Origin of the sequence: Ideonella sp., from assembly GCF_041914305.1 — a bacterium.
Lineage (GTDB): Bacteria > Pseudomonadota > Gammaproteobacteria > Burkholderiales > Burkholderiaceae_C > Ideonella.
In genome coordinates this window covers 223,348-243,590 of record NZ_JAYSDQ010000007.1, presented here as the reverse complement: position 1 = coordinate 243,590, position 20,243 = coordinate 223,348, and the positions used below count along the sequence as shown (strand labels likewise).

Sequence of the window (20,243 nt, the reverse complement as noted above, 5' to 3'; positions counted from 1 at the left end):
CGAAAGCGACCCGATGCGCCCAGCCCACCGCCAAGCCCGCCCCACCCTGCACTTGTTGGCCCAGGTCGCGCTGCTGGCCCTGGCCGCACCGCTGGCAGCCAACGGCCAGACCCCGGCGGCGGATGACACCGGCACGACGCCGAAGCCGGCGCGGGTGGAGATCACGGGGTCGCTGATCAAGCGGATCGAGGGCGAAAGCGCGCTGCCGATCCAGGTCATCACACGAGAAGAGATCAACAAGCTCGGCATCACGACCGCCGCCGAATTGATGGGCAAGCTGACCGCGGCCTCGAACGGCCTGACCGACGGCGGCAGCATCAACGTCGGCGGTTATGACCAGAAGGGTTTCAACTCGGCCAACCTGCGCGGCGTCGGCACCTCGTCGACGCTGGTGCTGCTGAATGGCCGGCGCATGGCCAACTTCGCGTCACCCGGTGACGATGCGGGCGTCGACCTGAACAACATCCCCGCGGCCGCCATTCAACGTGTCGAGGTCCTGCTCGACGGCGCGTCGGCGCGCTACGGGACGGACGCGATCGGCGGCGTGATCAACTTCATCACCCAGACCGACTATCAAGGCGTCGAGCTGAACGCCTACGGCGGTGGCACCCAGGAAGGCGGCGGCGGCAAGACGACTGCGTCGATCGCCGCCGGCTTCGGCAGCCTGGGGGAGAGCGGCTTCAATGTCTTTGGTGTGCTCGATGTCCAGCACACCCAGGCGCTGCGCACCTCGCAGCGTGATTTCATCAAAGACCTGCGCGTGCCCGAGCGGCTGCCGCACCTGCTGTCGGGCTACACCAGCCCGGCCAACATCCGGCTGGGCTCGGACCAGCGCGACTATCTGCAGGAACACAATTTCGAACTCGCGCCGGGGCATCCCATCGAGAACCGCACGATCAACCTCAGCGTGCCGAACTGCAACCCGCCGGCCAACCTCTACCTGCCCAATGGCATCGGCGGTGTCGACGCCTGCACCTACGACTACATGCGCGACACCGAGCTGTACCCGAAGTCCGACAAGCTCGGCTTCCTCGGCCGCGGCGTGCTGGCCTTGGGCGGCGAGCACCAACTCTATGGCGAAGTCGCCTACAGCCGCGCCAAGACCTGGTATGTCGGTTCGTCGGCGCGCACCAACTCGGTCATGCAGGTCAAGGACGTGCCGGAGTTCGTCGCGATCGGTATGGACCAGGATCCCGACGTCGACCAGGAACTCGAGGTCCACGCACGGCTGCCCGAAGCCGGTGCGCGCACCAGCGAGCTGACCAGCACCGGCGAGCGCTACGTCGTCGGCCTCAGCGGCGTCCTGTCGGGCTGGGACTACGACATCGGCCTGAACCACAGCGTCAACACCGTCGCGGACAAGGACGGCCACGGCTACCTGCTGTATCAAGAGTTGCAAGACGCGATCTACGACCACGTCGTCGACGTCGTGCACCCGGACCCGGCGACCAACAAGGCCTTCTACGACACCATCCAGGTCAACGACGTGGCACGGCGCTCGAAAGGCACGATGGATTCGATCGACGCCAAGGCCTCGCGCTCGCTGATGAAGCTGGACGGCGGTGATCTCGCGCTGGGGCTGGGCGGCGAATTCCGCCGCGAGACAACCAGCTACAAGCCCTCGGCGCTGTACGCCAGCGACAACATCAACAACGACGACGTCGCCGGCGAGACCGAGCCGCGCAGCGACAGCCGCAAGGTGGCGGCCGTCTACGCCGAACTGGAAGCGCCGATCAGCAAGCAGTGGACGCTGCAGTTCGCCGCCCGTCACGACAAATACCAGAACGTCGGCAGCACGACCAATCCGAAGATCGGTGCGAAGTTCCAGCCGATGCCCGAGCTGCTGCTGCGCGGCTCGGCCGGCACCGGCTTTCGGGCACCGTCGTTGTCGGATCTGTACCGCCCGACCGTCGTCAGTTCGACCGCGACGCTGCCCGACCCGGTCTGCATGGCCGAGAACGACAACGACCTGTCCTTTTGCGCCGACAACTGGGAAACCCATCGCTTCAGCAACGCGAACCTGAAGCCCGAGCACTCACGCCAGTTCTCGCTCGGCGTCGTCGCTCAGCCCAGCAAGAACTGGAGCTTCAGCGTCGACTACTGGAACATCCGCAAGTCCGACCTGATCAGCGAGCTGGGCGACGATGTGATCCTGTCACACGCCGACAAGTACGCCAGCCTGATCCACCGCTACAGCGACCCGCGCAATGGCAACCAGGACTTCATCGACACCTGCGGCGAGGACCCGGACCCGGACGACACTGGCATCTGCTACATCGACCTGCGCAAGGAAAACCGCGGTGCGATGCGCTCCTCGGGTCTGGACATCGTGGTCGACTGGAGCGGCCTGAAGACCGCCTTCGGCGAGTTCGCCGTGCACCTGGCCGGCACCTACACGCTTGAGTCGAAGCAGCAGACCGGCGACGGCGACCCCTTCGTCAGCAACCTGGGCCACTTCGTCACCGACGGCGTCGTGCAGCGCTGGCGCCACCGGCTGAGCGCGGACTGGGAATACGGGGCGTTCGGCGCCACGCTGTCGAACACCTACTACTCCGGCTACGAAGACCAGAACTCGGCCATCGACACCGACAGCGGCACCGTCGTCGGCAAGAACCACGTCAAGGCCTATTCGCTGTGGGACCTGTCGGGCTCGTGGGCGTTCGACAAGTCGCTGAAATTCCGCGCCGGGGTCCGCAACGTGTTCGACACGCCGCCGCCGTATTCGAACCAGGCCTGGTACTTCATCTCGGGTTACGACCCCAGCTACACCGACCCGCGCGGACGCTTCTTCTACGCCAGCGTGCAATACACCTTCAAGTAGCACCGGCGTCATGCCTCGGCCATGCCCTATCCTGTCGGGCATGGCTGCTGAAGATCCGACCCTGGCCGCGCTCGCGGCCGACACCTCGCACGACCTGACCAGCGACGACGCGCTGCGCCGCATCTACAGCACCGGCCCCGGTGACACCTCGCTGGCCAAGGTCTGCGACCATGTGCACCCGCTGTACCGGCCGTACATCGAGGCCGCGCCGTTCGCCGTGCTGGCCACGCGCGGGCCGCACGGGCTGGACACCTCGCCGCGCGGCGACGGGCCTGGCTTCGTGGAGATCGCCGACGACAAGACGCTGCTGCTGCCCGACCGGCGCGGCAACCAGCGCATCGACAGCCTGCGCAACCTCGTGCACGACCCGCAGGTGGCGCTGCTGTTCATGATCCCGGGCGTCGGCGAGACGCTGCGCGTCAACGGCAGCGCGCGCATCTCGGCGGCGCCCGCGCTGTGCGAGCGCCTGGCCGTCGATGGCAAGGCGCCGGCCGCGGTGCTGGTGATCTCGGTCCACTCGGTCTTCTTCCAGTGCGCGCGCGCGATCAAGCGCTCGCACCTGTGGGACCCGGCGCGCCACATCGAACGCAGCACGCTGCCGTCGCCAGGGCTGATCCTCGAAACCCTGAGCCACGCGAGCATCGACGGGGCCGACTACGACGCCGCCCTGCAGGCGCGCCAGGCCGCCACGCTGTACTGACGCCGAGGGCCTGGTGCAAGGCGTGCCCGAGCAGTTCGACCAGCCGCAGGACCGGGCCGAGTTTCGCCGCGCGGCCGGGCAAGAGGGGGTCGAGCTGTACCGCGCGCACATCGTGCACCACCGGTTCGCGCCGCATATCCACGACGGTTATGGCCTGGGTGTGATCGAGGCCGGGCAGGAGCGTTTCGACTACCGCGGCCGCGAGCACCTCGCCCCCGCCGGCGCGATCGTGCTGATGCAGCCGGGCGAGCTGCACACCGGCGGCGCAGCCTCGCCCCAGGGCTGGCGCTACCGCATGCTCTACCTCGACGAAGCGGTGCTGGCGGCGCACCTGGGCGGCGAGCCGGCCTGGCGTTTCGACAGCGCGGTCTGGCGGGGCGACCTGCCCCGCGCCACCGCCATGGCCCAGGCGATGGCCGCGCTGTGGCGGGCCGAGGATGCAGCAGCCGCCGACGCCACGCTGGCCGAGGTGCTGGCGCTGCTGGCCCCGCTGGCCACGGGCCATCACGACGCGCGCACTGATCCGTCCAACGGCCCGCGACCTTTCCAGCGCGTGGTCGACGCGCTGCACGCCGACCTGCCGCGCGAGTGGCGGTTGAACGAACTCGCCGCCCTCGCCGGCCTGAGCCCCTTTCACTTTCAGCGCGCGTTCAAGGCCGCCTACGGCATCAGCCCGCACCAGTGGCGCATTGCGCTGCGGGTGGCCGAGGCCAAGCGGCTGCTGTCGCGCGGCATGCCCGCCGCCGAGGTGGCCGCCACGGTCGGCCTGGTCGACCAGGCGCACCTGACGCGCCGCTTTGCCGGCATGTATGGCGTGACGCCGGCGCGCTATCAGCGCCAGCTGCGCACGTCGGTGCCGGTCAGCGCGCCGGCTCGTCCAGCGGCTCCAGCACCGCGGCCGCGGCCTTTTGCACCGCACGGCTGAGCGCCTCCAGCACGGCCGGGCCGCGCCGCTTGTGCTGCCAGTGCAGCGGCACCGCCAGCGTCTGCCCCGGCATCAGCTCGACCAGCTCGCCGCGGTCCAGCATCGGCTGCACCATCGCCCGCATGTTCATGCCCCAGCCGAGGCCGGCCAGACAACCATCGACAAAAGCCTGGGTCGACGGCAGCCAGTGCGTCGGCGCCGGCAGGTCCTGGCCCAGCACCTGCTCGATCCATTGGCCTTGCAGCCGGTCGCGCCGGTTGAAGGTCAGCGTGGGGGCCTGCGCCAGTGACTCGGCATGGACACCATCGGCAAAGTGGCGCTGCATGAAGGCCGGGCTCGCGGTGGCGCAGTAGCGCAGCCGGCCGAGCGGCACGCTGCGGCAACCCGGCACGGCGGGCGCGAGTGCCGTCACGGCCGCGACCACCTCGCCGCTGCGCAGCCATTCGGCGGTGTGCTCCTGGTCGTCCAGGCTCAGGTCGAGCAGCAGCGGTGCGTTGGCGGTGGCCTCGGCCGCGGCGGCGATGAACCAGCTCGCCAGGCTGTCGGCATTCACCGCCACCGGCAGGGTCACACGGCCCTGCACCCCCTGCGCCAGCACCGGCAGCTCGCCGAGCAGCTCGTGCTCGAGCAGGCCGACCTGCTCGGCGTGGCGGGCCAGCGCGCGGCCGGCCGGCGTGGCCCGCGTTGGGTTCGAGCGCACGACCAGCACCTGGCCCAGCCGCTCTTCGAGCAGGCGCACGCGTTGAGACACGGCCGACGGCGTCAGGTGCAGCGCCCGCGCGGCACGCTCGAAGCTGCCTTCGCGCAGCACCGCGGCCAGCGCGTCGATCAGGGCGTAGTCCAGCATGTCAACGGGTCCCCTCTTGAGCGCTGCTTCATCGGCTGAAGAAAGTCTAACTGGCGTTCTTCGTCAACGGCCGGCAAGCTGCGCAGCATGCTCGACGACACCCCGCTCACCACCGCCGCCTCGCTGCTCGACCCCGCCCTGCAAGGCCTGGCGCTGACCTTCGGCCTGATCGTCGCGATCGGCGCGCAGAACGCCTTCGTGCTGCGCCAGGGCCTGCGGCGCGAACACGTCGGCACCATCATCGCCTTCTGCACGCTGGCCGATGCGGTGCTGATGGCCGCCGGCGTCGCCGGCCTGGCCAGCCTGATCGGCGCGCAGCCCGGGCTGGCCCGCCTGCTGGCCGGCGGCGGCGCGCTGTTCCTGCTCGGTTACGGGCTGCGCGCACTGTGGAACGCCCGCGCCCCGGGCGCGCTGCAAGCCACCACGAGCACCAGCCTGGGCCGCCGGCAGGCGCTGGTGCAGGTGGCCGGCTTCACGCTGCTGAACCCGCACGTCTACCTCGATTCGGTGCTGCTGATCGGCACGATCGGCGCGCAGCACAGCGGCGCGCCGGCGCGGGCGGCCTTCGTCGGCGGCTGTGTGCTGGCCAGCGCGCTGTGGTTCACCGCGCTCGGCTACGGCGCGCGCAAGCTGGCGCCGCTGTTCGCCCGCCCACAGGCCTGGCAGGTGCTCGACGCGCTGGTCGGCCTGACGATGCTGGTGCTGGCCTGGAAGGTGGCGCCGATGGCCTGGCGCTGAAACAGCAACGCGGTACAAGACCGCCCGCGCCCGGCCGGCGCATCATCGCGGCATGACCATGGGTGTGTTGTTCGCGCTGGCCGCCGGCCTGATGTGGGGCCTGGTGTTCGTCGGGCCGCTGATGCTGGCCGACTATCCGGCCGTGATGCTGTCGTTCGGCCGTTACCTGGCCTTCGGCCTGATCGCGTTGCCGCTGGCCTGGCTGGACCGCGCCAACCTGCGCCAGCTCAGCCGCGCCGACTGGGTCGAGGCGCTGAAGCTGGCCCTCGTCGGCAACGTCGTCTACTACCTGTTCCTGTCGTCGGCCATCCAGCGCGCCGGCGCACCGCTGCCGACGATGATCATCGGCACGCTGCCGGTGGTCATCGCCACCTGCGCCAACGTGCGCAACGCGGCGCGCGACGGCCACCTGCCCTGGCGCCGGCTCGCGCCGTCACTGGGCCTGATCGCACTCGGCATCGGGCTGGTCAACCAGGCCGAATGGACCGCCCTGCGGGCCGACCCCGACGCCGACGTGGGCCGCTACGCGCTCGGCGCGGTATTGGCCGTGGGCGCGGTCATCTGCTGGACTTGGTACCCGCTGCGCAATGCCGACTGGCTGCGCGCCCACCCTGATCGCAGCCCCCGAAGCTGGGCCACCGCGCAGGGCGTGGCGACGCTGCCGCTGGCGGTCGTCGGCTACGCGTCGACCTGGCTCTGGTTCGGCGCCACCGACGCGCCCTGGGCCATGCCCTTCGGCCCGCGGCCCGACGCCTTCGTCACGCTGATGCTGGCGATCGGCCTGCTGTCGTCATGGCTCGGCACGCTGTGTTGGAACGAAGCCAGCCAGCGCCTGCCGACCAACCTGGCCGGCCAGTTGATCGTCTTCGAGACGCTGTCGGCGCTGGCCTACGCCTTCGTGCTGCGCGGCCACGGCCCCTCGCCCACCACCATCGCCGGCATCGTGCTGCTGATCGCAGGGGTCGCCTGGGCGCTGCGGGTGGAGCCGGAGCCGGTCGCTGCCGAAGGCCATTCCACCTAGCGGAAACACCTGCGCAGCGACCGCTGCACGCTGAACGTTGACAATCGAATTCGTTTGAATACACTTGTGTTCAAAGGAACACGAGAGGCATTCATTCATGGTCAGCACCGCTGTCTCGATGGAGCCGCTGTCCGCACGCATCCCGAGTGACCTCTACCTGTGGCTGGCCCAGCTGCAGGTCGAAGGGGCCACCACCAACAGCGACAAGCTGCGCGTGCTGCTCGGCCAACTCAAGCGCCAACACGATGGCGCATTCGATTTCGTTGCCGCGCACGCGTGGTCGCGCGACCTGGTCGGCCGGCTGCGTGACGCACTGGTGCGCGTGGAAGGCACCGCCGGCCGCCATTCCGAGGTGCTGAACGCGGTGCTCGACCACCTGGCGACTTCGCTCGCGCTGGCAATCAGCCAGACGCCGGCCAACGAACAACAGGCCGCGCAGCTCGAAGATGCGCTGGTGCGCCGTGCCTTCGCGCTGGCCGAGGCGCTGCTGCGCCAGGGCCTGACCGACGAGGCGGCGGCCTACGACCCGGGCGTGGTGAAACGGCACATGGCCGCTACCATCCAACTGGCCTCGACCCTGCAAACCTTGAAGGGAACGTGACATGGCTGATTCACTGAAGACACGGGTGGGCCGTGTGATCACCGGCGGCGTGCACGCGCTGCTGGACCGCCTGGAAGACCAGGCGCCCGAGGCGATGATGGAGCAGGCGATCCGCGAAGCCGACGGCGTGATCGCCGATGTGCGCCACGAGCTGGGCACGACCTCGGCCAACCGCCACCTGGCGCAGCAGCAACACCTGAACCTGAACCGCCAGCATGAGGCCTTGAGCGAGCAGCTCAGCCAGGCGCTGGCACAGCAACGTGAGGACCTGCCGCGCACCGCCGTCGCCCGCCAGCTCGACATCGAAGCCCAGCTGCCGGTGCTCGAATCGACCCTGGCCGAGCTCGCGCGGCAGGAGACGGAGCTGCGCGGTTATGTCGAGGCGCTGCTGGCCAAGCGGCGCGAGATGGACACGGCGCTGGCCGAGTTCCGCAAGAGCCGGCTCGCCGCACAGGCCAGCCTCGCGCCAGGCCGCCCTGCCGGCGCCGGCCCGGCCGATATGCGCATGGCCGCGGCCACCGGCGCGTTCGACCGTGTGCACCAGCGCCAGACCGGGCTCAGCGCCACCGGCGTGGGCGCCAGCCTGCAGCAGGCCGCGCAGTTGAAGGAGCTGGACGACCTGGTGCGCCAGAGCAAGATCGAAGAACGCCTGGCGCAGTGGAAGGCCCAGCAGTGAAAGCACCGACCCCGTGAGCCTGTTCATCACCGCCGAAACGCTGCCGTTCGGCATTGCCTTCGCGCTGATCATCGCGCTGGCGCTGATCGAGGGCCTGGGCATGCTGATCGCACTCAGCCCGAGCTCCTGGCTCGACCACCTGATGGTCGACGTCGATGCCGATGTGGACACCGGGCTGGACCGCATGCTCGGCTGGCTGCACCTGGGCCGTGTGCCCTCGCTGGTGCTGCTGGTACTGTTTCTCGCCGGCTACGCGCTGTTCGGCTACAGCCTGCAGGCGGTCGTGCATGGCCTGTTCGGCATCTACCTGCCGGCATGGATCGCGGGGCTGCTGGCCGTGCCCCCGGGGCTGGTCACCGTGCGCAGCCTCGGTGCGCTGATCGCACAGCTCATCCCGCGCGACGAGACCAGCGCGGTCAGCGAACAGACGCTGATCGGCCGCACCGGCGTGATCAGCGGCGGCGCAGCCCGGCGCGGGATGGCGGGGCAGGCGCGTGTGAAGGACAGCCATGGCCGCTCGCACTACCTGATGGTCGAGCCGGACGTCGACGACGAGGTGTTCGACGACGGTGTCGAGGTGCTGATCGTGCGCAAGGTCGGCAGCTTCTACCGCTGCATCCGCAACCCGTATCCGACGGTGCTTTGAATTTCGCGTTTCGTTGTTGTTGAGAGGGAGGAGATTGACGATGGACAACCTGATTCAGCTGGGCGGCATGGCCGGCCTGATCCTGATTGCGCTGCTGACGATCGGCGTGGTCTTCGCGCGCCTGTACAAGCGCTCGACCAAAGAGATGGCTTTCGTGCGCACCGGCCTGGGCGGCCAGAAGGTGATCATGGACGGCGGCGCGATCGTGCTGCCGGTGTTCCACGAGCGCGTGCTGGTCAACATGAACACGCTCAAGCTCGAGGTGATGCGGCGCGAGCGCGAAAGCCTGATCACCAAAGACCGCATGCGGGTCGACGTGACCGCCGCGTTCTTCGTGCGCGTGAAGCAGACCGAAGAGGCCGTCAGCACCGCCGCGCAGACGCTGGGCGCCCGCACGCTGAGCCCGAACGAGCTGAAGGCGCTGGTCGAAGACAAGTTCGTCGACTCGCTGCGCGCCACCGCCGCGACGATGACGATCCAGGAGCTGCAGGACAAGCGCCGCGACTTCGTGCAGGCGGTGCAGAACGCGGTGGCCGAAGACCTGGAGAAGAACGGCCTGGAGCTCGAATCGGTCTCGCTGACCAGCCTGGACCAGACCGACAAGCAGTTCTTCAACCCGAACAACGCCTTCGACGCCGAAGGCCTGACCCGGCTGACCGAGCAGACCGAAGCGCGCCGCAAGCAGCGCAACGATGTCGAGCAGGACACCGAGGTTCAGGTGCGGACCAAGAACCTCGAAGCTTCGCGCCAGAAGCTGTCGATCGAGAAGGACCAGGAGTTCGCCACGCTGACCCAGAAGCGCGACATCGAAACCGCGCGCGCCGAGCAGACCGCGCAGATCTCGATGCAGCAGGCCGAGCGCAGCCGCGAGGCCGAGGCCGCCAAGATCGAGGCCGAACGCCAGGTCAGCCAGAAGCGCATCGAGGCCGACCGCGAGATCCGCTCGGCCGAGATCGAGAAGAACCTCGCCGTGCAGACGCGCGAGATCGACCTGGAGCGCAAGACCGAGGTGCAGCGCGCCGACCAGCGCAAGCAGGTCGAGATGGCCCGCCAGGACACCCAGATCGCGATCGCCAACAAGTCACGCGAACAGTCTGAAGCCGACGCCGCCGCCAACCTGGCGCGCGCCGAAGTGGCCAAGACCGAAGAAGGCGTGACCACCTCGCGCCAGGTCGCAGTGGCCGAGCGCGACAAGGCGATCCAGCTGATCGAGGCATCGAAAGAAGCCGAGCAAAACGCGATCTCGGTGACGGTGGCCGCCACCGCCGAGAAGAACGCCGCGCTGGACCGCGCCGAGGCGATCACGATCGAGGCCAAGGCCAAGCAGGCCGCCTCACTCGCCGAGGCCGAAGGCAAGCGCGCGATCAACGAGGCGCTGAACACCTTGTCGGCCGCGCAGATCGACCTGCAGATCCGCACCCAGTTGCTGCAGCAGCTGCCGCTGATCATCCAGCAGGCGGTCAAGCCGATAGAGAAGATCGACTCGATCCGCATCTTCCAGGTCAACGGCATGCCCGGTGCGCCGGGCAGCGAAGGCGGCTCGGCCGGCGCCCATGGCGCCAACGGCACAAATGGCGCGACCTTTCCCGAGCAGGTGATGAACTCGGCGCTGCAGTACCAGCTGGCCAAGCCGATCGTCGACGCGGTGATGAAGGACGCAGGCCTGTCCAACGAAGGCATCACCGGTGTCGCGCATGCGCTGTCGGGCATGTTGAAGCCGCCAGCGACGCCGGACCCGACGCACTGAAGACACTGGGGCCGGCTCAGCCGGCCGCGATCACCCGGTTGCGGCCGGCCAGCTTGGCGGCGTACAGCCGCTTGTCGGCCAGCGTCAACAACGCCTGCGGCTCGGCGGCTTCGGTGGCGTCGGCCACGCCCAGGCTGGCGGTCACGCGCAGGTCGGGCGAGACGTTGGTCCAGCCGTGGCCGGCCACCGCCTGGCGCACCCGCTCGGCGACCTCGGTCGCCGCGTCACGCGAGGCGCCGGCCAGTGCCAGCACGAACTCTTCGCCGCCGTAACGCACCGCGCGATCGTGGCCGCGGCAGCCCTCGCCCAGCAGCTGCGCCACTTGCGTCAACACCTCGTCGCCCACGCCGTGGCCGAAGCGGTCGTTGATCTGCTTGAAGTGGTCCAGGTCGAGCAGCACCAGCGCCAGCGATTCACCGCGCTCGACCCGCGGCAGGTGCTCGACCAGCCAGGCCTGCAAGGCGCGCCGGTTGCCCAGGCCGGTCAGCGGGTCTTCGGTGGCTTCGCGCGCCCACTGGCTGGTCAGCCGCGCCAGCTCGATGCGCAGCTCGCGCCGCAGCACCGCGCGCTGGGCCGTGTCGGCCGAGCTCTGGCGCTCCAGGCTGCGCACCTGCTTCAACGCGGCCAGCGCCGCAGCGGTGTCGCCCAGCGCCTCTTCGGCATGGGCCAGGCCTTCGAGCGCGGCGATCCGGTCTTCCGCCGTGCCGCCCTCGTTCAGCACCACCAACGCGGCACGGTATTGCTCACACGCTTCGGCGGGGCGGTTCAGCGCCAGCAGGCAATGGCCCCATTCGGCCAAGCACAGCCCTTCGTTGGGTTTCATGCCCAGCGCGCGGTACTCGGGCAGCAGCGCGCGCAGCTCGGCCGCGGCTTCTTCGTCACGGCCCAGGCCATGCAGCGTGATGGCCCGGTTGCCGAGCGACATCGCGCGCAGGCGCAGGCTGTCTTGCGCCGCGCAGTCGTCGGCCAACGCTTGCCAGGCAGGCACCAGGCCACTCAGCACGCGCTGCCGCATCGGGTCGTGCGGTGGCAGCGCTTCGACCTCGCGGTTGTGGGCGTTCAACAGCGACAGGCGGGCCTGCAGCTGGTCGGCAGCGGTGCCGACGCGGCGGCACAGCGCTTCGGCTTCGTTCAGGCACGACAAGGCGTGCTGGTGCCGGCCGAGGACCGAGCTGTTGATGCCGATGTGGCGCAGCGCCTGGGCCAACCGCGGCTCGTCGCCCCGCAGGCGGGCCTGTTGCTCGACCCGCTCCAGCAGCTCGACCGCCGCCGCATGGTCGCCCGCGCCACGCAGCGCCGCGGCCGCGCGCAGCAGGCCCTCGCTGCTTCCAACCGGGTCGCCGAGCTCGCCGTACAGCGCATCGGCCGACAGCGCCGCGCGCAAGGCATCGGCAAACCGGCCGGCCGAGTTGCACGCGTCGGCCAGCGCCAGCAGCGCCTGCGCACGCGGCACGCCCACCGCGTCCTGCAGGGCCTCGCGTGCCAGCGCCAGGGCACGCTCGATCTCGCCACGCTGGATCAGCCGCTGGGCCTGTGCCTCGATGTCGTCGCTCATCATCGCCGAGCGGCGTTGCCAGGACGCCGCAATAAGAGCAGGTTAGGGACGCCGAGTCTGCCAGCAATCCGAGACTAGGGGTGGGGCCGGCCGACGGGCCTGTGGTCGAATCGCCGGATGAACACGTTCCTCGACCCGCTGCTCGACCCGCTTTTCAAGGGCTACCCGGCCAACGCCCCGGCACTGCGTCGCTCGCAGATCGGCGAGCAAGGCTGGAATGTGCTGGCCAACCAGCTGCCGCTGCCGCTGGCCGTGATCCACCGCGACGCGCTGACGCACAACCTGAGCTGGATGCAGCGCCTGGTGGCCGAGGCCGGCATCGCGCTGGCACCGCACGGCAAGACGACGATGTCGCCGCAGCTGTTCCAGGCGCAGATGGCCGCCGGTGCCTGGGGCATCACCTTTGCCAACGTGCAGCAGCTGGCGATCGGCGTGGCCTCGGGCGTGCGGCGCGCGGTGGTCGCCAACCAGCTGGTGCAGACCGCCGAGCTGGCGGCGCTGGCCGCACTGCAGCGGCAGACGCCCGACCTGCGCGTGGCCTTCCTGGTCGACTCGGTCGAGCAGCTGGCCCGCATCGAACAGGCCGACCAGTCGATCGCCTTCGAGGTGCTGGTCGAGCTGGGCCTGCCCGGTGGGCGCACCGGGGTGCGCACCGACGACGGTGCCTTGGCGCTGGCGCGGCGGCTGCACGCCAGCCCCTGCGTGCGGCTGGTCGGCGTGGAGGTCTACGAGGGCCTGTGGGCCAAGGGTGAAGACACCGAAGACAGCGTGCTGGTCAACGGGCTGATGCAGCGCCTGCACCGCTTCGTCGCGGCGTGTGATGCCGAGAAGCTGTTCGATGCCGGCGAGATCATCGTCAGCGCCGGCGGCTCGGCGGTGTTCGACCTGGTCGCGCGCGGGCTGCGCTCGAGCCCGTCGTCGCGGCCGATCCAGGCGCTGCTGCGCTCGGGCTGTTATGTCACGCACGACGATGGTGCCTACCACCGCTACGCCCAGGCCGTGAACCGGCGCCTGGGTTGCAGCGACGCCAGCGGCCTGCGCGCCGCGCTCGAGGTCTGGACCGTCGTGCAATCGTGCCCCGAGCCGGGGCTGGCGATCTTGAACGCCGGCAAGCGCGACGTCTCGGCCGACTGGGGCCTGCCGGTGCCGACCAAGATCGCCAGAGCCGGCGAGCGCCGCGCCATCGCCGCACCCGCGGGCTGGGTGATCGACAAGCTGAACGACCAGCACACCTACCTGCGGCTGAACGATGCCGGGGTCGCGCTGCAGGTCGGCGACCGTGTCGCGCTCGGCATCTCGCACCCCTGCACCACGTTCGACAAGTGGCGCTGGATGGCGGTGGTCGACGAGGACTACCGCGTCGTCGACGCGATCACGACACACTTCTGACGGCCGAGGCCGGCGGCGCCGCTGCGCCGCGTCAAGACAGGATGAATCCATGAAAGACCTGACCCAGGGGTCGGTCCGCGGCCACATCATCGCGATGGCCGCGCCGGTGGCGGTGGCAATGCTGGTGCAGACGCTGTACTTCCTGGTCGACCTGTACTTCGTGTCGCGCCAGGGCAGCGACACCGTGGCCGGCGTCAGCGCCGGCGGCAACGCGATGATGCTGGTGATGGCGCTGACGCAGATGCTGAGCGTGGGCACGGTCTCGCTGATCTCGCACGCCACCGGCGCCAAGGACCGGCCCCGCGCGCAGCAGGTGTTCAACCAGGCGATGGGCCTGGGCGTGCTGTGCATGCTGGCGGCGCTGGGCCTGGGCGCTGTCGGCATCGCGCCCTACATGCAGGCGCTGGGCGCCGGTGAAGGCATTGCCGAGGCGGGCCGCGCCTACCTGTGGGCCTACCTGCCCGGGCTGGCGCTGCAGTTTCCGATGGCGGTGATGGCCTCGGCGATGCGCGGCACCGGCGTGGCCAAGCCCGGCATGGTGGTGCAGATGCTGACGGTGGCGGTGGCGGTCAACATCGTGCTCGCGCCGGTGCTGATCGCCGGATGGGGCACCGGCCACCCGCTGGGCGCGATGGGTGCGGGGCTCGCCAGCAGCCTGGCGATCGGCGTCGGCGTGGTCGCGATGGCGGTGTACTTCAAGCGGCTCGAGTCCTACCTGTCGGTCGACATGAGAGCCTGGTGGCCGCAGGCCGCCGTGTGCAAGCCGCTGCTGCGCGTGGGCCTGCCGGCGGGTGGCGAGTTCCTGCTGATGTTCATCTACATCTCGGGCATCTACTGGCTGATCCGCCGCTTCGGGCCGGCCGCGCAAGCGGGCTTCGGCATCGGCATGCGGGTGATGCAGTCGACCTTCCTGCCGGCGATGGCGATCTCGTTCGCACTGCCGGCGGTGGCGGGGCAGAACTTCGGCGCCCGCCGCGCCGACCGTGTGCGCGAGACGTTCAAGCAGGGCCTGATCCTCGAATGCAGCGTGATGCTGCTGCTGATGGCCATCTGCCACCTGGCGCCGCAGGCGATGATCGGCGCCTTCACCAGCGACCCGGCGGCCGCCACGGTGGGCGCCGAGTTCCTGACCATCATCTCGATGAACTTTCTCGCGATGGGCGTGGTGTTCGCCTGCTCCGGGCTGTTCCAGGCGATGGGCAACACCTGGCCGGCGATGGCCAGCACCGCGACACGCCTGCTGAGCTTCATGCTGCCGGCGTACTTTTTGGTGCAGCAGCCCGGCCTCGCGCTGCGCCAGCTGTGGTTCCTGTCGGTGGCCACCGTGGTGCTGCAAGCCACCGTCAGTGCGCTGCTGGTGCGCTGGCAGTTGCGCGAGCGGCTGCGGGGTTTTGAGACGGCGCCGATGGTGAGCGCCGTTTCGGCCGCGGCCTGAGCGGGCCGCGGCGCGGGCCCACACCGGCGCGGGCCGTCAGTCCACGGTGTCGTCGCTCAACGCCCCGTCGGCGCCAAGGGCCGACGACTGCTCGGCCAGCGCCCGGCCCAGCACCGAATCGCCGTTCGCTGCGGCGCCTGGGCGCTGCGGGAACTGCTTGGTCGTCGAGATCAGCTGGCCCGGCGACAGCGCCACGTTGTTGATCTTGACCACCTGGCCATAGACATCGGTCAGCTTGAAGTCGTAGGGGCCCACGCCCATGCCGCCCGGCGGGATGAACACGTTGTACAGCTCACGCGGCGAGGCCTGGTAGGCACTGCCGCTGCCGGTGACGCGCCAGGCCAGCTTGGCCACCGGGTAACGGTGGTCGCGCACTTGCACCGAGGTCCACCACTGGCTGGAGCCGGGGTCGAAATACAGCGACAGCGTCGGCGGCGTGCAGGCCACGTACTTCCAGCGGACGGTGATGCGGCCCTGCCACAGCTCGGCGATCTGCGCGAAAGCCTCCTGGTCGAGGTCGACATCGCCCGGCGCGCACTCGGGGCAACGGTCGTCGATGCGCACCTGCACCGACTTGCCGTTGGCCGGGTTGGTGACGACGATGCAGCCGCCACAGGCCTTAGCACCGTCGTAGTCGGTGGTGTTCATCGCCGCCGTCAGGATCGTCGGCGGCGGAAAGCTGCAGTTGCCGCCCTCGGTGTACTGGTAGAAGGTGCCATCGCCCTCATGCACCGTCTTCCAGCCGCCGGTGGCCTGCTGCTGGGCACTGGCGCCGATGGCGGCCACGGCCAGCGCCATACCGGCCCAAACCTTCAAGATCCCCTTCCCGTTCATGCCTGCCTCCTCGTGTGGTTGCGCAGCGATTGTGCGAACGGGCGTGGCGGCTGTGTGCAAGCGCTGTCAGCGGGAGCGCAAGAAAGGGAATCCAGATGTTTCTCCCATGCAGCCGCTGAGCGCCGGCGTCGCCCTTTGACCCTCCCCAAGCGTTAGAGAGCCGCAAGGCTGTGCCCGGTGGTCAACCGCTACGCAGGGAGCTTGCGCCGCGCAGGATCATCTCGGTGAATGACGTCTATTCCCCAACAGCGGCGGTGTTTGGCTTCAAGCTAGGCCAGCTCCCAGCTGTCTGCGGGATTCCGCCATGCGGCGATGCGATAGACATTGCTGACAATTCACGACTCACGGACGGGCGGCAGTCCTACAGACCGTGGATCGCCCACGGCGTACTTTTTGCATGGCAATCCGAAGCGAGAGGGGCCCGACAATGAAGCTGGCAGCCACCGAGTTGAGGGCACTGATTGCATTCCTCGCATGCTGGCTACTGGCCGGCCTGTTGTGTTATTACAACGGCCTTTGCATGCAGGGCTGGTTCGAGTTGTTCAATGGAGCCACGTGGCCGGAAAAGCCGGAGCAAGTTGCAGGTGATAAATGGTGGCTCTTTTCCATCATTTTGGGCTTCAGGACTGCGCTCAACTTAAGCGTCGCAATCACGGCACTTATGGCGGTGGTCTGGTTTTACTCGGGAGGCAAGCGCAAGTTGGTCGAGCTTTCAGTGGAGCGCCAGATCAAACACCGCGAGAACGCCATGCTGGGACAGGTTGCGGTGTTCTTGCACGAGAACTTCCCCGCGGAGCAGATCACCGCCGATCTGATTTCACGGCTTCAGTCGAGCATTACCGAATTCATGAGCAACAACTGGGAGATTCCCCGAAAGTGACTAAACATGGCGCCATCCGCGCCGATCGACCGTCCCTGAGTTGAAAGTGAGCCTTACCATGCCAGACGACCGCTACATTGAGCACCACACGAACGCCGTAGTCGGCGCCCTCGCAGCGTTTCTGCATCATAAGTTGGGCGACAAGATCACAGCCGAGATTACGGCGGAGATGATGCAGATCGCAAAGGCGACAAAGCTCCCACCTTTTCCGCCCCAAAAGACCAAACAGCACAGCGCGCGGGGCTACTGACCTCTCCAACAACAGTCACAACAGGGGGAGAACCATGGAATATTGGGAACCAATTCTGGATGTCCAAGTTCGTGACCTCGTGGAGGATGGCTTTGATCTTGCGGAGGTCAACGAAATCATCGCACCCACTGTCAAGAAGTTCCGTGAGTGCACCACGCCCCCAACAGGACGTCCAACCGAAGAGGACATTGAGAAGATCTACAAGAACGCAGGAGGGGTGTAGCCGCATTCTTGGTCGTACTCATCCATCGATAGCCTTGGGCCACCGGTACGCCAGCACGCAGTCGACCCGATACGCGTTCTCGCAGACCGCGCCGAGCTGGTTGCCGCCGAGCAGCCAGACTTGTTGCGCGTCGTGGCGCAGGTAGAAGCCGACGTGGCCCTTCCAGCTGTCGGGCGTCTCACGCCAGAGCACAGCGATGCAGCCGGGCCGCGGTGTGTCGAGCGGCTCGCCCCAGTCCAGCCACGACCGCGCCAGCGCCGAGCCGGTGCCGGCGACACCCGCGCGACCCAGGCACCAATGGACAAACGACGAGCACCACGACACCTTGTCGTCATAACCGGCGATGTTGGTGCCCGCGTGGTATGCGGTGATGCGTGGGTTGCTCTGCCCTTCGGGCCAGGCGGCTACGCCCGTTTCGCTGCCTGCGACCACGAGCCAGGGTGGAGCGCCTGGGTTCATAAGGCCGCGAACTGCCTGCGGTACTTGACGAAGCCGCGTTTCGCCGCGCCGTCGAACCCTTGCTGTTCGAAGAATCGGTGTGCTTCGGCACGGCCGGCGGCACTGGTCAGCATGATCTTGCTGCAGCCGGCGTCGACGCAAAGGCTCTCGGCATGGCGAAGCAATCGACTGCCGATCCCGCTGCCGCGATGGGCCGCATCGACGACGATGTTCTCGATCACCGCGAATGGCTGTCGTCCGAACATCACGTCGGCGCACAGGCTGAGCAACAAGGTGCCGCAGACCTGGCCCTGGTGATCGGCCACCAGCAATCGCGTGGCCGACTCGGCGGCGAGTTCCGCCACGCGTTCGGGCAGCACCTGCACCGCCGGGTTGGCGACGAGCTGGCGGTACAGCGCCTCGATGGCCACGGCGTCTGCGGCTACGGCCCGGCGCACGACGACGCTGGCCGCCATCAACCCGCCACCCCATCGGCCCGAAACATCGCCTTGATGCCACGCACCGCCTGGCGGATGCGGCTCTCGTTCTCGATCAGCGCGAAGCGCACGTGGTCGTCGCCGTGGTCGCCGAAGCCAATGCCGGGGCTGACGCACACCTTGGCTTTCTCGAGCAGTTGCTTGGCGAACTCGAGCGAGCCCAAGTGCGCGTAGGCCGGTGGGATCTTGGCCCAGATGTACATCGAGGCCTTGGGCAGCTCGACCGGCCAGCCGGCTTCGGCCAGGCCCTTGGCCAGCACGTCGCGCCGCTTCTGGTAGCTGGCGGCGATGTCTTTCACGCACTGCTGATCGCCTTCGAGCGCAGCGATCGCCGCCACCTGCAGCGGCGTGAAGGTGCCGTAGTCGTGGTAGCTCTTGATGCGGGCCAGCGCAGCCACCAGGTCCGGGTTGCCGACCATGAAGCCGATGCGCCAGCCTGCCATGTTGTAGCTCTTGCTGAGCGTGAAGAACTCGACCGCGATGTCCTTCGCGCCGGGCACCTGCATGATGCTGGGCGCCTTGAAGCCGTCGAACACGATGTCGGCGTAGGCCAGGTCGTGCACCACGAAGATGTCGTGCTTCTTCGCCAGTGCGATCACCTTCTCGAAGAAGCCCAGCTCCACGCACTGCGCGGTCGGGTTGCTGGGGAAGCCCAGCACCATCATCTTCGGCTTGGGGTAGCTGCCGCGGATCGTGCGTTCCAGCTCGGCGAAGAAGTCGACGCCGGGCACGTTGGGCACCGAGCGGATGTCCGCCCCGGCGATCACCGCACCGTAGATATGGATCGGGTAGCTCGGGTCGGGCACCAGCACCGTGTCGCCGCGGTCCAGCGTTGCCAGCATCAGGTGCGCCAGGCCCTCTTTCGAGCCGATCGTGACGATGGCTTCGCGCTCGGGATCGATCTCGACGCCGTAGCGGTCGCGGTACCAGTGGCTGATCGCGCGGCGCAACCGCGGGATGCCCTTGCTCGCCGAGTAGCCGTGGGTGTCCGGCCGCTGGGCAACCTCGACCAGCTTGGCCACGATGTGCGGCGGCGTCGCCCCATCGGGGTTGCCCATGCTGAGGTCGATGATGTCTTCGCCGCGGCGCCGCGCCGCCAGCTTCAGCTCGGCGGTGATGTTGAAGACGTAAGGGGGCAGGCGGTCGATGCGCGCAAAGCGGCGCTGACCGGAAGAGCCGGTGGCCATGGAGTGAATACCTTTTCGACGTAAGCGCCCGGAACCGTCCGAGCGACGAGGGCCGGCGCGTTGCGCACCGGCGAAGCCATCGTAAGCGATTCGCGCCGTCGGCGACACTGGGCGCATGTCGCCTGCGCCCAACGACCCGCTGCTGGACCTGCTGCCGCAATGGCAGTTCGAAGAGCGCCACGCCCGCCTCGTGCAAGCCCCGCCAAACATCGCACTGGCGGCCGCGGCGGCCTACCGCCCCGACGGTGACCCGCTGATCGCCAGCTTCATCGCATTGCGCGAGCTGCCGGGCCGCCTCGCAGCCGCATCCGGGCGGCGCAATGCCTTGGCCCGCCGCCCGGCCTTCGGCTTCGACGACTTCACCCCGATCGGCCAGGGCCCCGACTGGCTGGCCTTCGGGCTGGTGGGCCGCTTCTGGCAGGCCGACTACGGCCTGCGCAGCGTGCGCGGCGGCGAAGAGTTCCGGCGCTTCGCCGAGCCTGGCACCGCCCGGCTGCTGCTGGGCTTTCGCACCGAGCCCGTCGGCGCGGCGACGCGCCTGTCGACCTGGACCCGCATCCACTGCCCCGACGCCGAGTCACTGGCCCACATGCGCCGCTACTGGGTCCTGATTCGGCCAGTCAGCGGGCTGATCCGCCGCCGCATGCTGGCCCGCATCGCCCACGCCGCGCAGGGCTGAAGTCTTCTTTAGATGCGCTGCGAACCCCGTGCCGACGCTGCCAGCTTCAGCTCGGCGGTGATGTTGAAGACGTAAGGGGCGAGCGGTTGGAGTGAGTACCTTTTCGACGTAAGCGCCCGGAACCGTCTGAGCGACGAGGGCCGGCGCGTTGCGC

General features: G+C 68.6%; 21 protein-coding genes. 15 read left to right on the top strand and 6 right to left on the bottom strand.

Annotation, left to right across the window (positions count from 1 at the left end; translation table 11 throughout):
• Window positions 1-13: 13 nt before the first annotated feature.
• Genes ACE3SG_RS11995 through ACE3SG_RS11985 form a run of 3 tightly spaced genes read left to right on the top strand, consistent with a single transcriptional unit; the run spans window position 14 to window position 4,446 of the window.
• Entirely contained in the window at window positions 14-2,821 is a 2,808-nt protein-coding gene (locus tag ACE3SG_RS11995) for a TonB-dependent receptor domain-containing protein (protein WP_374565227.1), read from the top strand.
• Between the two features lie 40 nt (window positions 2,822-2,861).
• Entirely contained in the window at window positions 2,862-3,521 is a 660-nt protein-coding gene (locus tag ACE3SG_RS11990; RefSeq protein WP_374565225.1) for a pyridoxamine 5'-phosphate oxidase family protein, read from the top strand.
• Window positions 3,522-3,534: 13 nt separating this feature from the next.
• A complete protein-coding gene (locus ACE3SG_RS11985; protein WP_374565223.1) occupies window positions 3,535-4,446 on the top strand; it encodes an AraC family transcriptional regulator in 912 nt (303 codons plus the stop codon).
• Here ACE3SG_RS11985 and ACE3SG_RS11980 read toward each other — a convergent pair.
• Window positions 4,382-5,293: a LysR family transcriptional regulator ArgP gene (locus tag ACE3SG_RS11980; RefSeq protein WP_374565221.1), complete on the bottom strand. Its 912-nt coding sequence runs from the start codon at window positions 5,291-5,293 to the stop codon at window positions 4,382-4,384. The genes ACE3SG_RS11985 and ACE3SG_RS11980 overlap by 65 nt on opposite strands.
• 87 nt (window positions 5,294-5,380) lie before the next feature.
• On the opposite strand from ACE3SG_RS11980, the gene ACE3SG_RS11975 reads away from it, so the two are divergent.
• The 6 genes from ACE3SG_RS11975 (at window position 5,381) to ACE3SG_RS11950 (ending at window position 10,722) form a co-directional block, all read left to right on the top strand.
• Window positions 5,381-6,031 (top strand): LysE/ArgO family amino acid transporter, encoded by a 651-nt coding sequence (locus tag ACE3SG_RS11975; protein WP_374565219.1) that lies wholly within the window; start codon window positions 5,381-5,383, stop codon window positions 6,029-6,031.
• A 52-nt stretch (window positions 6,032-6,083) separates the two neighbouring features.
• Window positions 6,084-7,052 carry a DMT family transporter gene (locus ACE3SG_RS11970; protein WP_374565217.1) on the top strand — a complete coding sequence of 323 codons (969 nt, stop codon included), beginning with the start codon at window positions 6,084-6,086 and terminating at the stop codon, window positions 7,050-7,052.
• A gap of 97 nt (window positions 7,053-7,149) precedes the next feature.
• Complete coding sequence (locus ACE3SG_RS11965; RefSeq protein ID WP_374565215.1) at window positions 7,150-7,653, top strand: hypothetical protein; 504 nt, start codon at window positions 7,150-7,152, stop codon at window positions 7,651-7,653.
• A gap of 1 nt (window position 7,654) precedes the next feature.
• A complete protein-coding gene (locus tag ACE3SG_RS11960) occupies window positions 7,655-8,329 on the top strand; it encodes a PspA/IM30 family protein (protein ID WP_374565213.1) in 675 nt (224 codons plus the stop codon).
• 13 nt (window positions 8,330-8,342) lie between these two features.
• A complete protein-coding gene (locus ACE3SG_RS11955; protein ID WP_374565211.1) occupies window positions 8,343-8,975 on the top strand; it encodes a YqiJ family protein in 633 nt (210 codons plus the stop codon).
• Between the two features lie 40 nt (window positions 8,976-9,015).
• The gene (locus ACE3SG_RS11950) at window positions 9,016-10,722 is read left to right on the top strand and encodes a flotillin family protein (protein ID WP_374565209.1); all 1,707 of its coding nucleotides are present in this window, start codon (window positions 9,016-9,018) and stop codon (window positions 10,720-10,722) included.
• 16 nt (window positions 10,723-10,738) lie between these two features.
• On the opposite strand, the gene ACE3SG_RS11945 is transcribed toward ACE3SG_RS11950, so the two are convergent.
• Window positions 10,739-12,277 (bottom strand): diguanylate cyclase, encoded by a 1,539-nt coding sequence (locus ACE3SG_RS11945; protein WP_374565208.1) that lies wholly within the window; start codon window positions 12,275-12,277, stop codon window positions 10,739-10,741.
• A 117-nt stretch (window positions 12,278-12,394) separates the two neighbouring features.
• On the opposite strand from ACE3SG_RS11945, the gene ACE3SG_RS11940 reads away from it, so the two are divergent.
• Together ACE3SG_RS11940 and ACE3SG_RS11935 are read left to right on the top strand one after the other, a co-directional pair.
• Window positions 12,395-13,666 (top strand): amino acid deaminase, encoded by a 1,272-nt coding sequence (locus tag ACE3SG_RS11940; RefSeq protein WP_374565206.1) that lies wholly within the window; start codon window positions 12,395-12,397, stop codon window positions 13,664-13,666.
• Between the two features lie 49 nt (window positions 13,667-13,715).
• On the top strand, window positions 13,716-15,101 hold the full coding sequence (locus ACE3SG_RS11935) for an MATE family efflux transporter (RefSeq protein ID WP_374565203.1): 1,386 nt from the start codon (window positions 13,716-13,718) through the stop codon (window positions 15,099-15,101).
• Window positions 15,102-15,137: 36 nt separating this feature from the next.
• On the opposite strand, the gene ACE3SG_RS11930 is transcribed toward ACE3SG_RS11935, so the two are convergent.
• Window positions 15,138-15,935 carry an expansin EXLX1 family cellulose-binding protein gene (locus ACE3SG_RS11930; RefSeq protein ID WP_374565200.1) on the bottom strand — a complete coding sequence of 266 codons (798 nt, stop codon included), beginning with the start codon at window positions 15,933-15,935 and terminating at the stop codon, window positions 15,138-15,140.
• 427 nt (window positions 15,936-16,362) lie between these two features.
• On the opposite strand from ACE3SG_RS11930, the gene ACE3SG_RS11925 reads away from it, so the two are divergent.
• The 3 genes from ACE3SG_RS11925 to ACE3SG_RS11915 are packed head-to-tail and all read left to right on the top strand — an operon-like array spanning window position 16,363 to window position 17,288.
• On the top strand, window positions 16,363-16,815 hold the full coding sequence (locus ACE3SG_RS11925; protein ID WP_374565198.1) for a hypothetical protein: 453 nt from the start codon (window positions 16,363-16,365) through the stop codon (window positions 16,813-16,815).
• A 58-nt stretch (window positions 16,816-16,873) separates the two neighbouring features.
• The gene (locus ACE3SG_RS11920; protein WP_374565196.1) at window positions 16,874-17,065 is read left to right on the top strand and encodes a hypothetical protein; all 192 of its coding nucleotides are present in this window, start codon (window positions 16,874-16,876) and stop codon (window positions 17,063-17,065) included.
• A 34-nt stretch (window positions 17,066-17,099) separates the two neighbouring features.
• The gene (locus tag ACE3SG_RS11915; RefSeq protein ID WP_374565195.1) at window positions 17,100-17,288 is read left to right on the top strand and encodes a hypothetical protein; all 189 of its coding nucleotides are present in this window, start codon (window positions 17,100-17,102) and stop codon (window positions 17,286-17,288) included.
• 18 nt (window positions 17,289-17,306) lie between these two features.
• On the opposite strand, the gene ACE3SG_RS11910 is transcribed toward ACE3SG_RS11915, so the two are convergent.
• The 3 genes from ACE3SG_RS11910 to alaC are packed head-to-tail and all read right to left on the bottom strand — an operon-like array spanning window position 17,307 to window position 19,410.
• Window positions 17,307-17,747, bottom strand: coding sequence for a TIGR02594 family protein (locus ACE3SG_RS11910; protein WP_374565194.1), 441 nt, complete (start codon window positions 17,745-17,747; stop codon window positions 17,307-17,309).
• On the bottom strand, window positions 17,744-18,202 hold the full coding sequence (locus ACE3SG_RS11905; protein WP_374565193.1) for a GNAT family N-acetyltransferase: 459 nt from the start codon (window positions 18,200-18,202) through the stop codon (window positions 17,744-17,746). Before ACE3SG_RS11905 ends, ACE3SG_RS11910 begins: the two co-directional genes overlap by 4 nt.
• The gene (gene alaC, locus ACE3SG_RS11900; RefSeq protein WP_374565192.1) at window positions 18,202-19,410 is read right to left on the bottom strand and encodes an alanine transaminase; all 1,209 of its coding nucleotides are present in this window, start codon (window positions 19,408-19,410) and stop codon (window positions 18,202-18,204) included. The genes ACE3SG_RS11905 and alaC overlap by 1 nt, the downstream gene beginning before the upstream one ends.
• A gap of 115 nt (window positions 19,411-19,525) precedes the next feature.
• Here alaC and ACE3SG_RS11895 point away from each other — a divergent pair, with 115 nt between their 5' ends.
• The gene (locus ACE3SG_RS11895) at window positions 19,526-20,089 is read left to right on the top strand and encodes a hypothetical protein (protein ID WP_374565191.1); all 564 of its coding nucleotides are present in this window, start codon (window positions 19,526-19,528) and stop codon (window positions 20,087-20,089) included.
• Window positions 20,090-20,243 lie beyond the last annotated feature (154 nt).

Excerpts from the sequence above, each read along its gene's own strand:
- ACE3SG_RS11995 (WP_374565227.1), top strand. The coding sequence starts at position 14 with ATGCGCCCAGCCCACCGCCAAGCCCGCCCCACCCTGCACTTGTTGGCC.
- ACE3SG_RS11990 (WP_374565225.1), top strand. The coding sequence starts at position 2,862 with ATGGCTGCTGAAGATCCGACCCTGGCCGCGCTCGCGGCCGACACCTCG.
- ACE3SG_RS11980 (WP_374565221.1), bottom strand. The coding sequence starts at position 5,293 with ATGCTGGACTACGCCCTGATCGACGCGCTGGCCGCGGTGCTGCGCGAA.
- ACE3SG_RS11975 (WP_374565219.1), top strand. The coding sequence starts at position 5,381 with ATGCTCGACGACACCCCGCTCACCACCGCCGCCTCGCTGCTCGACCCC.
- ACE3SG_RS11970 (WP_374565217.1), top strand. The coding sequence starts at position 6,084 with ATGACCATGGGTGTGTTGTTCGCGCTGGCCGCCGGCCTGATGTGGGGC.
- ACE3SG_RS11965 (WP_374565215.1), top strand. The coding sequence starts at position 7,150 with ATGGTCAGCACCGCTGTCTCGATGGAGCCGCTGTCCGCACGCATCCCG.
- ACE3SG_RS11960 (WP_374565213.1), top strand. The coding sequence starts at position 7,655 with ATGGCTGATTCACTGAAGACACGGGTGGGCCGTGTGATCACCGGCGGC.
- ACE3SG_RS11950 (WP_374565209.1), top strand. The coding sequence starts at position 9,016 with ATGGACAACCTGATTCAGCTGGGCGGCATGGCCGGCCTGATCCTGATT.
- ACE3SG_RS11945 (WP_374565208.1), bottom strand. The coding sequence starts at position 12,277 with ATGAGCGACGACATCGAGGCACAGGCCCAGCGGCTGATCCAGCGTGGC.
- ACE3SG_RS11940 (WP_374565206.1), top strand. The coding sequence starts at position 12,395 with ATGAACACGTTCCTCGACCCGCTGCTCGACCCGCTTTTCAAGGGCTAC.
- ACE3SG_RS11935 (WP_374565203.1), top strand. The coding sequence starts at position 13,716 with ATGAAAGACCTGACCCAGGGGTCGGTCCGCGGCCACATCATCGCGATG.
- ACE3SG_RS11930 (WP_374565200.1), bottom strand. The coding sequence starts at position 15,935 with ATGAACGGGAAGGGGATCTTGAAGGTTTGGGCCGGTATGGCGCTGGCC.
- ACE3SG_RS11925 (WP_374565198.1), top strand. The coding sequence starts at position 16,363 with ATGAAGCTGGCAGCCACCGAGTTGAGGGCACTGATTGCATTCCTCGCA.
- ACE3SG_RS11920 (WP_374565196.1), top strand. The coding sequence starts at position 16,874 with ATGCCAGACGACCGCTACATTGAGCACCACACGAACGCCGTAGTCGGC.
- ACE3SG_RS11915 (WP_374565195.1), top strand. The coding sequence starts at position 17,100 with ATGGAATATTGGGAACCAATTCTGGATGTCCAAGTTCGTGACCTCGTG.
- ACE3SG_RS11910 (WP_374565194.1), bottom strand. The coding sequence starts at position 17,747 with ATGAACCCAGGCGCTCCACCCTGGCTCGTGGTCGCAGGCAGCGAAACG.
- ACE3SG_RS11905 (WP_374565193.1), bottom strand. The coding sequence starts at position 18,202 with ATGGCGGCCAGCGTCGTCGTGCGCCGGGCCGTAGCCGCAGACGCCGTG.
- alaC (WP_374565192.1), bottom strand. The coding sequence starts at position 19,410 with ATGGCCACCGGCTCTTCCGGTCAGCGCCGCTTTGCGCGCATCGACCGC.
- ACE3SG_RS11895 (WP_374565191.1), top strand. The coding sequence starts at position 19,526 with ATGTCGCCTGCGCCCAACGACCCGCTGCTGGACCTGCTGCCGCAATGG.